Here is a 12,200-nt window from a genome sequence, read left to right as displayed (position 1 = left end):
TTTTTACTAGGGAGCGAGGTGCTCAGCGGTTGCCCACCTAGGGCTGGCGGAGGTCTGCCCGATGAGCGCGAGCAGACCATTCGCGCTCTCGCGCCAGGTCAGCCAGGGCATCTGCGCAGAACTGGGATGGCTTGCGCTGGCAAAGTGCGCCAGCCACTCCCTCAGGGCCTGTGCCAGGTCCTCATGCTGTTCCTGTTGAAAATAAAAGGCATGCGCACCGGCCACCTCCATGAAAACCGGCAGGTCGCGCGCCACAATGGGCAAGCCACGCTGAGCGGCCTCAATGAGGGGCAAGCCAAAGCCCTCCCCTTGGGACACGGCCAACAGTGCGCTGGAGGCCTTGTAGACAGCATCCAGATATTCATCGCTGATGCCCTGGAGCCAGATGAGGCGTTTGTCCCGTTCAGGATGCGCCTGGATCCGTTCGGCAAGCGCCTCGGTCTTCCAGCCTGATTTCCCGACAATCACCAATTGGGCCTCCACCCCGGAGGCCCAGAGCTGCTCCATGGCATCCAAAGCCTGCGCATGGCCTTTGCGTGGCTCTACCGTCCCCACCATCAGAAAGCTCGGCAGGCGCTGGATTTTGGAGATCAGTTGATTCGCATCGACCGGCATGCCTGCGGATGGCGCTGATTCCTCGATATCGGCACCGAGGTGGAACCAGTCCACGCGGAAACTGTCAGGAGGAGGCGGAGACTGGGTCTGCAAGTAGGCCTTGAGCTCGTCCGCCACCGCAGCGGAAATGCAGATCGCGCCATCGCTGCGGGCAACGGTGCTGAGCCAGCGTGCATGGCTGGCGGCCGCCCCGTCCTGAAAGCATTCGGGCAGTTGCAAGGGCAGCAGGTCATAGACCACAAAATAGACTGCCACACCCCAGACCCGCATTTGCTCAAAGAAGGCGGAGCATCTGGGCACGTCGTCCGATTGGAAGTCCAGACCCACAAAAGTATCGCCGCCGTAGAAGGCCACGGGCGTGTCCGCCTCGGGTCTGGTAGCTGCTCCCAGAAAGGCCTGGGTAAATGCATGGGCCAGCAGATAGCCCCCGTCCTGGCCAGCACGCACCGGCAATACCACATACCCCGCAGGCGGTGATGACAGCCACTGTTTGAGAATGCTGCGTACGACGCGCTGAATCCCCGTGCGCGCATCATGCCGGGCCAGCTCGGTCACATCGACAAACATACGCTTTGCAGTGGACGGTGGAGGAAAAGCCCGATCCACCATCTGCGCCAATGCCAGACCATAGGTCTCCGGTGCCGGGCGCCGGGGAAGTGCCTCAAGCCGGGCCATGAGGGCTTGCCAAGGCTCGGCATCCGGAAGCATCGCGGGTGCTTGTTGCTGCTCCAGTACCACTATGCTGCGTTGCGCCGAGAGGTCCCAGGAGAACTGGCGGCTGTGCTGCAGAGAATGTGCCTCCAGTTCAGCCCGAAACCCGTCGTTCTGCAAAGCCAAGGCCATTTTTTCGGCGATAGACCATACATCCTGGGGATTGAACAAGGCATCCGCCCTGCCGACCACTTCAGGCATGGCCGATGTGTTGCCCGCCAGAACCGCTTTGCCGCATCGCATCGCTTCCAGCAAGGGCAGGCCAAAGCCTTCGTGCCATGAAGGAAAGACAAATAGCTTGCAGAGCCGATAGAGCGCCAGCAGGTCTTCGTCAGACACAAAACCAGTGAGAACCAATGTTTCATCTGGCAGGCCATGCAGCCGCGCAAGTTGACGCATGTCTTTGATCTGCTCCAGCGAGAGCTTGCCCACGATGACCAATTGGTGCTGCGCCTGGACGTCCTGCGGCATGGCGGCATAGGCTTCGATCAGACCATGGACGTTTTTGCGGTGGTCCATGCCGCCGGTGTACATCACAAAGGGTCTGCACAAGCCCAGCCGTGCCTGCAACCCGGCCGCGGTTTGCGGCATGACCGTACCTACCGAAAAGGCTTCTGCCACATCGGACGATATGTTTTCAATCCGGTTGGCAGGCCACTGCAGATAGTCAATGGCCTCAGCGCGTGTGGATTGAGAATTGGCCAGCAAATAGCGGCAGGCCTTGAGGTGGTCCAATTGCGCAAAATACCATTGCCTCAATGAAGCGCTGGCATTCAGATACAGATCTGGATAGATGAGCGGTATCAGGTCGTGCAACACAGCGACCGTGATATACCCAGCACGATCTTCCGCCTCCACCGTGACCACGGACTCGTCATCCACGCTGTCGAACAGGGCGCCATTGATCAGGACCGATGGCTGCAAGGAACGGATGAATGCCAGGCGGACTTGCTCGGCGATACCGCGCCGTCCCTCCGCATCTGCCTGTATATGGTCAAACGGCCCGGGCGCCTGCCAGACACGGATATGGTCCTGTGACACCAAATCCTTGAAGTCATCGCGGATGGAGATGCAGGCCTCCTTGAAAGCCCCATTGAGCACCAGAATGACCTCATGCTCCCCTCGATTGCGACACATGGCCTTGGCAAAATCATGCACATAACGGCCTATACCACGGTAGCGATTTCCTGCAGATTGCGCACCTTGCATGTCGATGACAATACGCATCAATGACATCCTTTCCTGAGGTTTTCAAGACGGGCATGCATCTCACGTGCGCGCAATGACAGGTTATTGGAAGACTGAGGATGGCTGAAGCCTCCCCGCTCCGCCTCCAGATCAGGCATCAGTTGATCGCGGAGTGCCAGTGCCCTCAGCTGGGCTTGCAGGCTCGGGAAATGGGACAGCAGCCAACGGTTGAGACTTGCACTGCGCGCGGGGTCCCTCAGAACGACCGCGATCACCCGGGAGAGAGGGCGGTGGAGCAAACCAAGCACCGAGGGAAGGGCCCGGCCCAGCATCTGCCCTGCGGGAGCCAGGAGCGCCATGGCCTTGCGCAATGGCGCGGTGATGCGCCATGACCAGCTTTGGCGCAAGGCCGTGCATTCGGCCTCGCGCGCCTGCAGCAGCGCCTGCATGGCCGACATGGAGTCTGCCGCTGCGCTGAGGCGGCTTTGCGTGGACTTGGCCAGGTCCGCATAGGTCTTCAGTTGCTGCTCAAAACCCTGCAGTTTCTGGTTCAGGCTGTGGTCATAACGATTCGCCAGCGCTTGCCAGGTGATGCCATAGGACTTGGAGAAAGCGACCTCGAGTGCTGGCACCGCTTGCACCGCGCCAGACTTCTGCGCCACGACCGCGTAATCAGGGCTGGCCCCGTCAATCACATTCAGCAGGCTCACGTCTGGATCATGGCGAAGGCCAGGCGCCTCCTGCAAACGCAATACTTTCAGGCGCTCAAACCCGGCATGCTCGACCAAAAAGGACAGGAGCAAGGGCGGTAGAGGGCGTTGATGGCTGGGGTCAAGATAAAAGCTATGGGCACCGACCATCAGGTTTTCTGGATTAGGTGTCTCCAGAATGAGGATCCCCCCTGGCTTGAGCACGCGCAGCGCCTCAGCGATCAGCGTCTGCAGCAGCTCGAACGAGAGGTGCTCGGCAATATGAAAGCCTGAGATGAGCGCTTGCGATTCACTCTCCTGGAGACGAAGATGCACGACGGCATCTTCCTGCGACACGGACAATCCCTGCTCGCTACAGGCGCGCAGCATCTGCGCATCGCTGTCCACGCCATGCGCCTGAATGCCGGTATCACGCAACAGCTCCAACCATTCTCCCCGGCCACAGCCCAGATCGATCGCTGAAACGTCCTGGTGCAATGCAGCCAGAGGGCGAATAAAAGGACGATAGACCTCCAGCCGCCTCCGTATGAGCTCACGTGATCCTCGATAACGGTCTTCAAATGCTCGGTAAAAATGAGAGGCGCTCACCGCTGGCACTCCACTTGGGGCGGAATCCAGTTGACGCCGATGAACTGCGTGTGATTGACATTGATGACATTGAAGACCAAGGCCAAGTCCTTCCATTCAAAATTGGCCGCCATATGGGTGCTCGCCAAATGCAATGCGGTCGATATGGCGTAAGAACCCACGCCAAGATTGGCTGCAAAGCTAAATATCAGCGTGAATTGGCTGCCTTTTTGCAGAGATTTCAAATCCAGTTTGAGATGGTGCGTATTGGTGCCAAAAACAGCTTGGCCTAGACGGTCTTTGATCATGTAACCAAAAACCAGGTCCGGCAGATCCGACGCCAGATCGATCGTCACCTTGAGCTGGACCTGCTCACCCACATGGATACATTCGCTGGCCTCTCCATGCGCGTTAAAAAGCGCTATGGCATGGACACGTGCCTCTCCAGTGCCGGATGTGGTTTGGACTCTGCCGTCCGCCAGGCGAGTCAGCTTGACCGTGGCCGTTTCACGCTCTGCGATCAAGGCGTTGTAATAGTCCATCACCTCTTCCGGTTTACCGTCCTTGATAACCAGTCCTTTTTCCAACAGCAGCGCACGGCTGCACAGACTCTGAATGGCCCCCCGGTCATGCGAAACAATCAGCAGTGAGGTGCCCTGCTCCCGGAACTCTCGGATCTTGTTGAAACATTTGTGCTGGAAATAGGCATCTCCGACGGACAGGGCTTCATCGACGATCAGCACATCGGGCCGGACCGCCGTCGCCACGCTAAAAGCCAGTCGCATCTGCATGCCACTGGAGTACATGCGAACCGGGCGATCCATGTAATTGCCGATCTCCGCAAAGGCCTGTATCGCAGAGAACTGGCTGACTATTTCTTCGTGGCTCAATCCCAGCAATTGGCCAGCCATGAACACATTCTGTCGACCTGTGAAATCAGGGTGAAATCCCATGCCCAGCTCCAGCAGCGCTGCTACCCGGCCCTGGCTTGCCACACTGCCTTGTGTTGGCTGTGTCGTTCCGGTGATGATCTTGAGCAGCGTGCTCTTGCCCGCACCGTTGACACCGATGATGCCAAGCGCCTCTCCGGGTTGCACGACAAAACTGATATCGCGCAATACCCAGGTCTTTTCATGCGTGATGCGGCGGCTGACCCACTCCCAGGCCCGCAGCCATTTGCTGGGGTAGCGTTTATAGGCCTTGCCGATATTGGTAACTGTCAGCACGGTCATCACAGCTCATCCACCAGTTCACCCACGCGGGCCATAAAAAAAACTGCGCCAAGCATCAGAAAGAAGAGCGTCAAGACAGCCAGTGGCAGCAGAGAGCTGAACGCGGGAAAGGCTTTGTCCAAAAAGATCTGCTGGTACGCAGCCATCAGCGCATACATGGGGTTCCAGACGATCAGACTCCGAACCTTTTCTGGCAAGGCAGGCAAGGTGTAGACGATCGGCGTCAACCAGAACCAGAACTGCAGCACCACCCCTGTGAGTTGGCCCACATCCCGGAAGAACACATTGAGCGTCCCCAGAAAAACGCCCAGGCCCAAGGCAAACAGCACCTGCAATGCCAGCAGCGGCAACACCGCCAGCAGCGCAACACCCGGCCAATGGCCGATGAGGGCCAGAAATGCCAGGTACAGCGCAAAGACAATGCCAAAGTTGATCAGCGCCGAGACGGTGACGATGGCAGGCAGGCAGATCCTTGGAAAATTGGATTTCTTGATGAGGTTGCCATGCTCCAGGAACACATGGTTCAGCCGGGACAGCATCTCGGCAAACAGGCTCCAGGTGACGACACCGGCGCAAAGGTAGATGCTGAAGGCGAACGGCGTCTGCTCATGGCCAGGCAAGGTGTTGCGCATCAGCTGCCCAAACACCACCGTGTAGATGACGATCATCGTCAGCGGGTTGGCCACCGACCAGAATGCCCCGAACAACGACTCTCGGTATTTGCCATGGAACTCGCGCATCACGCTGCTCCACACAAAACTGCGGTAGGCCCACAGCGCACGCAGCATGGACAGGCCGGGCAGGTTCATTTGCCGCTCACCAGCTCGGGCGCGCGGCCGTAGGTGTCTTCAAAGCGCACGATATCGTCCTCGCCCAGATAGCTGCCCGACTGCACTTCGATGATCTCCAACGGCACCATGCCGGGATTGGCCAGCCGGTGCACATGGCCCAGCGGGATATAGGTCGATTCGTTCTCGCTGAGGAGAAAGGTCTCGTCGCCCTTAGTCACTTCTGCGGTGCCCTTGACCACTACCCAATGCTCGGCGCGGTGGTGGTGCATCTGCAGGCTCAGCTGCGAGCCCGGATTGACGACGATGCGCTTGACCTGGAAGCGGCTGCCGCCATCGATGCTGTCGTACCAGCCCCAAGGGCGGTGCACCTTGCGGTGGGCCGAGGCCATGCTGCGGTTCTGGGCCTTGAGCTCAGCCACCACCTTCTTCACGTCTTGGGTGCGGGATTTGTCGACCACCAGCACGGCATCGGGCGTCTCGACCACCACCACATTGTCCAGACCCACTGCTGCAATCAAACGGCTTTCCGAGAACAGCAGGCTGTTGCGGGTATCAATGGCCAAGGTCTCGCCGCTGCCAGCATTGCCCTGCGCATCGCGGGGCAACACATCCCACAGGGCATCCCAAGCACCCAGATCGGACCAACCGGCATCCAGCGGCACAACGCGCGCGGGCACGCCCAGCTCGGGGCGCACTGGCAGCTTTTCCATCACGGCGTAATCGATGGAGTCTGCGGGGCAAGCACCGAACAGCTCGCTATCAGGGCGGATAAAGTCCATGTCCTGACTGCTCTGGGCCATGGCCTGCTCGCAGGCTCGCAGCATCTCGGGCTGCAACGCGCCCATCGCCTTCAGCCATTGGTCGGCACGCACCATGAACAAGCCGCTGTTCCACAGATAATCACCACTGCGCAGGTACTGTTCAGCCAGTTCCAAAGTGGGTTTTTCAGCAAAGCTCTGGATGCGAAAGGAGCCATTGCGCTCCTCCACCCCCTTCTGGATATAGCCATAACCCGTCTCAGGCCGGTTGGCCACGATGCCAAAGGTCACCATTGCGCCTTCGCTGGCCAGCGGCCAGGCCGCCTCAACCGCGCGGTGCAGTTGCTCCGGCCGCGTCATCACATGGTCAGCGGGCATGGCGAGCAGCACGGCGCTGGGCTCGGCCACCAGGGCCGCCAGGGTCAGCGCGGGTGCCGTGTTTCTGCCAGCGGGCTCCAGCACCAGCTTGGCACCGGCAATGCCCTGCTCCTGCAACTGCTGCGCGGCCAGGAAGCGGTGGTCGGCATTGCAGACCAGCACGGGGCAGGTTTGCGCAATGTCCGGGTTGACGCCGGCCAGGCGCAGCGCCGTGTTCTGCAACATGGACTGGCCATCATTGGCCAAACTCAAGAACTGTTTGGGATAGTGCTCGCGTGACAAAGGCCACAGGCGAGTTCCATTGCCACCGCACAGGATGACGGGCGTGAGTTTGGACATTCGGATAATCTCGGTAGAGGGAAGTCTGGGGCAGTGCCTCAGCGCTTTTCAGGGGCGGCTTGCTGATTTTTGATTTGCAGCAGCGCCAGGCTCTGATGAAGGCGGCGCACTTGCCGCTCTATACGGGTATTCACCATATCCGCATGCAGGGCCTTGATAAACAGCACCCCGACCGCACACACCAGCAGCAAGGTGGGCGAATAACGAATCCCCAGACTATCGGCAAAGTTGTCCAGCAGGCGCGGCCACACTCCCAGCAACACGGCCAGCAAGGCCACGGCCATCCAGAACAGGCCCAGGCGCAGATACAACCTGTCACCACGGATCAGAAACAAAATCACAGCGGCAAACAGCACGCCAAGGACTGTGGTCGTAATTTGATAATTGGCCATTCCAACCTTGATTCATACGGGCAACGTACAAGAGCCACGGTGTGACTCTCAAAGCGTGCGCCTTACTGGTGCGTCTTACTGCTCGGTATAGATTATTCTTTTACCCCGCTCAAATAGACTTGAACAAGCGAACCATTCTACTGTGCATAAAGGCCAGAAAATGCAGCCAAATGTCAGTGTCACTGCATGCTTCTAATTTCATAAAAATAATCTATTTAATATTTATTAACATTTTCAAAATACAGGATAAAACCCCAGTATCCTGCTGGCCTGTCGATCCATGCCACACTCCCCGCCTATGTCTAGTTCTGAATGGGCCCGCAACGCTGTCTCCGCCTTCGATCGCATGGTCAATGTCGAGGGCGGTTTTCGCTCGCGCCCTGGCCAGCGGCTGATGGCTGAAAAAGTGGCCGAGACCTTTGCCACGGCCCAGCTGGGCAAGCTCGAAGAGGACGAAGAGCCACAGCGCGCGATTGCGGTGATTCAGGCGGGCACGGGGGTCGGCAAGTCGCTCGCCTATGCGCTGCCTGCGATTGCGATGGCGTTGGAGCGGGGCACGCGCGTGCTGATCTCCACAGCCACGGTAGCCTTGCAAGAGCAGCTGGTCAGCAAGGATTTGCCGGCGCTCGCCAAGCAGATGGACCAGCCCTTCAAATACGCGCTGGCCAAAGGCCGGGGCCGCTATGTCTGCAAGCTCAAGCTGGAGCGGCTGGCCAGTGTGGCCCAGGGCGATGGCGCCGATGGCGCGGAGCCCATTGACGACGATTTTTTCCCCGAAGAGGCCGCGCAGGCGCGCCAGGCGCAGCGCAGCCCGCAAGAAAACGCCGCGCGGCTGCAGTTCTACACCAGCATGGCCGATGCGCTGGCCACCCGGGGCTGGGATGGCGACCGCGACAGCCTGGACACCCCGCCTGAGCCCGAGGTCTGGAGCCCCGTGGCAGCAGAAGGCAGCTCCTGCACTGGCAAGCACTGTCCGGTGTTCGGCAGCTGCAGCTATTACGAAAAGCGCAAGGACCTGGTCCAGGCCCAGGTGCTGGTGGCCAACCATGATTTGCTGCTGTCCACCTTGGGCGCGCGCCTGCTGCCCGAGTTGGACAACTGCCTGCTGATCCTCGACGAGGCCCACCACCTGCCGGCCACCGCGCTGTCGCAGTTCGCCTGCGAGATGAACCTGAGCCAGCTCACCTGGATCGACAAGCTCGCCAGCCGCGCGCAGCGCGTGGGCGCCTTGGTCGAGGTCAGCGAGATAGTGGACATCCCCCGCCACTCCGGCCAACTGCGCCAGCATTTGCAGGATTGCGCACGGCTGGTAATGGACGAGTATGGCGAGGGCATGCGCCAGCAACTGCAATCGGGCGGCCGTGGCCCCGCCCGCGTGCGCCTGCCCCGGGGTGAGCTGCCGCCTGCGCTGCTGGAGCCGCTGGCGCAGGCCGCCCACCATGCCAGCGCCTTTCTGGATGTGCTGCAGGCCATCTCCAAGGCCTTGCGCGCGCAGATGCGGGACCGGCCCGACGAGGCCAAGCGCCTGTCCACCCTGTATGCCCAGGTCGGCAGCCTGGCCCCCCGCCTGGAGGCCGTGCATGACACCACCCAGCTGCTGCTGCAGGATGCGCCTCAGGGCAGCGTGCCAGCCGCCAAGTGGTTCACCCTGGATGTCGTCGGCGATTTTGTCGCGATCAAGGCCTATGCCAGCCCGGTGATTCCCGGCTCCACCCTGCGCCACCATCTGTGGAACCAGGTGCGCGGCGCCGTGCTGACATCGGCCACGCTCACCAGCGGCGGCCAGTTTGATTTCTTTTTGCGCGAATCGGGCCTCTACAACGACCCGGCCGTCTCCACGCTGGAAGTCGCCAGCCCCTTCAACTACGCCGAGCAAGGCAGCCTGGTCGTTACCGAGACCCAGGCCGACCCGCGCACGCCCCAGCAGTTCGCCAGCGAGATGGTGGATGCGTTGCTGGAAGACCTGGCCCAGGTGCAATCGGGCGGGCTGGTGCTGTTCACCTCGCGCGAGCAAATGCGCCTGGCCGTTGATGCGCTGCCCACCGCGATGCGCCAGCATGTGCTGGTACAAAACACCCTGCCCCGCAGCCAGCTGCTGCAGCAGCACCGCGAGCGGGTCGCCGCTGGCCTGCCTTCCATCATCTTTGGCATGCAAAGCTTTGGGGAAGGGCTGGACCTACCCGGCGCGCTGTGTGAGTCGCTATTTATCACCAAGCTGCCTTTTGCACCGCCCGACGACCCGGTGGACGAGGCCCGCGCCGAATGGCTCAGAAACTCAGGCCGCGACCCCTTCAGCGAGATTGTGGTGCCCGCCACCGCCATCCGCCTGGCGCAATGGGTGGGCCGCGCGATACGCACCGAGGTGGACCAGGCCCATGTCTACTGCTACGACAAGCGCCTGGTGCGCACCGGCTACGGCCAGCGCCTGCTGGCCAGCCTGCCGCCGTTTGCGCTGCACCGCCGCACGGCGCAGCCGTCCTAGCAGCGACGTTCAGTCCGCAGCAGCTGCCTCGCCTGGGCTGCGAAGGTGCACGCCTTCCAGCGAAGGTGCCACCAGCGCCGGCAAGGGCGAGGCCACTGGCGCGCCAAAACCTTCGCCGTTGTGCCAGTCGCGCAAAAAGCCTTCGATCTCTTCCTGGCTCTGGCCAACAAAGTTCCACCAGATCATCACGCCGCCTTCATAGGGCGTGCCACCCAGCAAGATGCAGCGGCTGCCGGCGCCGCACTGCAGATCTACGGTGGTCTGGCCATCGGGCAGGTAGACCAGCTCGTTGCTTGGTGCCAGTTCGCCGTTGACCTGCAGATCGCCATAGAGGCAGAGCACCGCGTATTCAAAATCTGGTCGCAAGTCCAAGGTGGCGCTGGCTGCTTGCGCGGCCTCCATATCCACGGCGACCAGGGGGCTGTGTACCTCCGTGGGCGCCTGCTCGCCCATCCAGGCACCAGCCAGCACCGTCATCTGCACACCTTGCGACTGCAAGCGGGGCAACTGCGGGTAGTGCTGAAAACGCGGGGGCATAAAGCGCTGGTCCTTGGGCAATGCAATCCACAGCTGTACGGCATGAAAGTCTGGCTTGCCCAGGCTCTCTTCCGAGTGCGCAATACCCTTGCCAGCGGTCATCAGGTTGACCTGGCCGGGGCGGATCGGCTGCTCGCTGCCCAGGCTGTCGCGGTGCAGGATCTCGCCCTCAATCATCCAGGTAAAGGTCTGCAAGCAGGTGTGCGGGTGCGGGCCCACCTGCATGCCGGGGCCGGACTCAAAATGCGAGGGGCCGGCGTGGTCCAGAAAACACCAGGCGCCCACCATGCGCCGGCCGCGCTGCGGCAGGGCGCGCAAAACCGGCACACCGCCGACATCGGCCATGCGTCCGGGATAGTGCCTCAATACTTTGGTATCCATATCTAAAACTCCTCAGTGGGGGTGCAAAGCGCGCGCAAGTTCCGCCGAAACAGACCTACACAGTGCTGCCTTGGCAGTATGGTACAAACAAGCGGTGAGGCAGTTGTGACCAGAGAGGGCATGACCGCCACATATCCAACGTGTTAGCGCCCGGCAGCAGTCGGCGCGACTACAGGCTCCCAGGGATTCGCTCTGGCAGCCGGTGCAACTCTCAGATGTGCCAGGTCGTGCTGGCGGCTTCCACCATCCCGGCTATGCAGCTTAGTCTGTGAGGCTAGATGTCGGTGCCCCCTCATGGACAGGAGACAACCAATGACGACTCAACACTCCCATAACTACCCCGAGAACTTCAAAGCCCGCGTGGTAGGCATCGTGCAGCACCGTATCGGAGACGGCCAGCTGGAAACCATCCCCTCCCCGATGGAAGTCGACGTCTCGACAGCCATCGCCAGCTTTGTGCTGTCCTGGACCATCGAAGGCCAGCCCGTGACTGTATCGCTGGCCAAGCCCGACTTTGACTACCACATCGACCACAACAACATTGTTGTGCGCTAAAGCGTTGTCAGGCGCTACCACCCAAGCAGGCCACCACGGCCTGCTTTTTTCTTGGGTGTCCGACCCGGCTTCAAGCGAGCGTCGTGGCTACCCGCACTTCCCCCACCAGCAACTTGTGTACTGGGCAGGCCTCCGCAATTTGCAGGAGCCGGCTGCGCTGTTCCTCGCTCAAATCACCGTCCAGCTGAATGCTGCGCACAATGTCGTTGCCCGATGCGGCGCCGCCGTTCGGGTTCAGCGCCAGCGCCACCTTCACCGCTGTCAGCGGCCAGGCTTTGCGCTGGGCATACATCTGCACCGTGATCGTCGTGCAGGCGCCCAAGGCTGACAGCAGCAATTGCATGGGGCTGGGTGCCGTATCGCCACCGCCCACCGCTTGGGGTTCATCGCCATGCCAAGTGTGGCCTTGGGGGTTCACCAGATCCACCCGGTAGGGGGTCGTCGTGCTCTGTGCCTGGGCTTGTGCCTGTTGTGCCATATTGCTGCGTCTCCATGAGGTTGATGGCGCAATATAGGCTTTCCCGCCTGCTGGTGCTTGCGAACGGGCACAAAAAAACCAGCACC

At 60.8% G+C, this 12,200-nt stretch carries 10 protein-coding genes; 2 read left to right on the top strand and 8 right to left on the bottom strand.

The window, feature by feature from the left end; genetic code table 11:
* Positions 1 to 6: 6 nt before the first annotated feature.
* Genes HS961_RS02840 through HS961_RS02815 form a run of 6 tightly spaced genes read right to left on the bottom strand, consistent with a single transcriptional unit; the run spans position 7 to position 7,681 of the window.
* Positions 7 to 2,553, bottom strand: a complete 2,547-nt coding sequence (locus tag HS961_RS02840) for a glycosyltransferase family 4 protein (protein ID WP_182326283.1) — start codon at positions 2,551 to 2,553, stop codon at positions 7 to 9.
* Complete coding sequence (locus HS961_RS02835) at positions 2,553 to 3,812, bottom strand: class I SAM-dependent methyltransferase (protein WP_182326282.1); 1,260 nt, start codon at positions 3,810 to 3,812, stop codon at positions 2,553 to 2,555. The genes HS961_RS02840 and HS961_RS02835 overlap by 1 nt, the downstream gene beginning before the upstream one ends.
* Positions 3,809 to 5,023 (bottom strand): ABC transporter ATP-binding protein, encoded by a 1,215-nt coding sequence (locus HS961_RS02830; protein ID WP_182326281.1) that lies wholly within the window; start codon positions 5,021 to 5,023, stop codon positions 3,809 to 3,811. The genes HS961_RS02835 and HS961_RS02830 overlap by 4 nt, the downstream gene beginning before the upstream one ends.
* Positions 5,023 to 5,832, bottom strand: a complete 810-nt coding sequence (locus HS961_RS02825) for an ABC transporter permease (protein ID WP_238347757.1) — start codon at positions 5,830 to 5,832, stop codon at positions 5,023 to 5,025. The genes HS961_RS02830 and HS961_RS02825 overlap by 1 nt, the downstream gene beginning before the upstream one ends.
* Positions 5,829 to 7,289 carry a mannose-1-phosphate guanylyltransferase/mannose-6-phosphate isomerase gene (locus HS961_RS02820; protein WP_182326280.1) on the bottom strand — a complete coding sequence of 487 codons (1,461 nt, stop codon included), beginning with the start codon at positions 7,287 to 7,289 and terminating at the stop codon, positions 5,829 to 5,831. Before HS961_RS02820 ends, HS961_RS02825 begins: the two co-directional genes overlap by 4 nt.
* 38 nt (positions 7,290 to 7,327) lie before the next feature.
* On the bottom strand, positions 7,328 to 7,681 hold the full coding sequence (locus HS961_RS02815) for a DUF2304 domain-containing protein (protein ID WP_182326279.1): 354 nt from the start codon (positions 7,679 to 7,681) through the stop codon (positions 7,328 to 7,330).
* Positions 7,682 to 7,979: 298 nt separating this feature from the next.
* Between HS961_RS02815 and dinG the strand changes: the two genes are divergently transcribed.
* Positions 7,980 to 10,163: an ATP-dependent DNA helicase DinG gene (gene dinG / locus HS961_RS02810; RefSeq protein ID WP_182326278.1), complete on the top strand. Its 2,184-nt coding sequence runs from the start codon at positions 7,980 to 7,982 to the stop codon at positions 10,161 to 10,163.
* A gap of 9 nt (positions 10,164 to 10,172) precedes the next feature.
* Here dinG and HS961_RS02805 read toward each other — a convergent pair whose 3' ends face one another.
* Positions 10,173 to 11,081, bottom strand: coding sequence for a pirin family protein (locus tag HS961_RS02805; RefSeq protein ID WP_182326277.1), 909 nt, complete (start codon positions 11,079 to 11,081; stop codon positions 10,173 to 10,175).
* Positions 11,082 to 11,393: 312 nt separating this feature from the next.
* Between HS961_RS02805 and HS961_RS02800 the strand changes: the two genes are divergently transcribed.
* Positions 11,394 to 11,636 carry a hypothetical protein gene (locus HS961_RS02800; protein WP_238347756.1) on the top strand — a complete coding sequence of 81 codons (243 nt, stop codon included), beginning with the start codon at positions 11,394 to 11,396 and terminating at the stop codon, positions 11,634 to 11,636.
* A 70-nt stretch (positions 11,637 to 11,706) separates the two neighbouring features.
* Here HS961_RS02800 and HS961_RS02795 read toward each other — a convergent pair whose 3' ends face one another.
* The gene (locus tag HS961_RS02795) at positions 11,707 to 12,114 is read right to left on the bottom strand and encodes an OsmC family protein (RefSeq protein WP_182326275.1); all 408 of its coding nucleotides are present in this window, start codon (positions 12,112 to 12,114) and stop codon (positions 11,707 to 11,709) included.
* Positions 12,115 to 12,200 lie beyond the last annotated feature (86 nt).

The organism is Comamonas piscis (genome assembly GCF_014109725.1).
Lineage (GTDB): Bacteria > Pseudomonadota > Gammaproteobacteria > Burkholderiales > Burkholderiaceae_C > Comamonas > Comamonas piscis.
This window is presented reverse-complemented; position numbering and strand designations above follow the sequence as displayed.

Excerpts from the sequence above, each read along its gene's own strand:
- HS961_RS02795 (WP_182326275.1), bottom strand. The coding sequence starts at position 12,114 with ATGGCACAACAGGCACAAGCCCAGGCACAGAGCACGACGACCCCCTAC.
- HS961_RS02830 (WP_182326281.1), bottom strand. The coding sequence starts at position 5,023 with ATGACCGTGCTGACAGTTACCAATATCGGCAAGGCCTATAAACGCTAC.
- HS961_RS02815 (WP_182326279.1), bottom strand. The coding sequence starts at position 7,681 with ATGGCCAATTATCAAATTACGACCACAGTCCTTGGCGTGCTGTTTGCC.
- HS961_RS02805 (WP_182326277.1), bottom strand. The coding sequence starts at position 11,081 with ATGGATACCAAAGTATTGAGGCACTATCCCGGACGCATGGCCGATGTC.
- HS961_RS02840 (WP_182326283.1), bottom strand. The coding sequence starts at position 2,553 with ATGCGTATTGTCATCGACATGCAAGGTGCGCAATCTGCAGGAAATCGC.
- HS961_RS02825 (WP_238347757.1), bottom strand. The coding sequence starts at position 5,832 with ATGAACCTGCCCGGCCTGTCCATGCTGCGTGCGCTGTGGGCCTACCGC.
- HS961_RS02800 (WP_238347756.1), top strand. The coding sequence starts at position 11,394 with ATGACGACTCAACACTCCCATAACTACCCCGAGAACTTCAAAGCCCGC.
- HS961_RS02820 (WP_182326280.1), bottom strand. The coding sequence starts at position 7,289 with ATGTCCAAACTCACGCCCGTCATCCTGTGCGGTGGCAATGGAACTCGC.
- dinG (WP_182326278.1), top strand. The coding sequence starts at position 7,980 with ATGTCTAGTTCTGAATGGGCCCGCAACGCTGTCTCCGCCTTCGATCGC.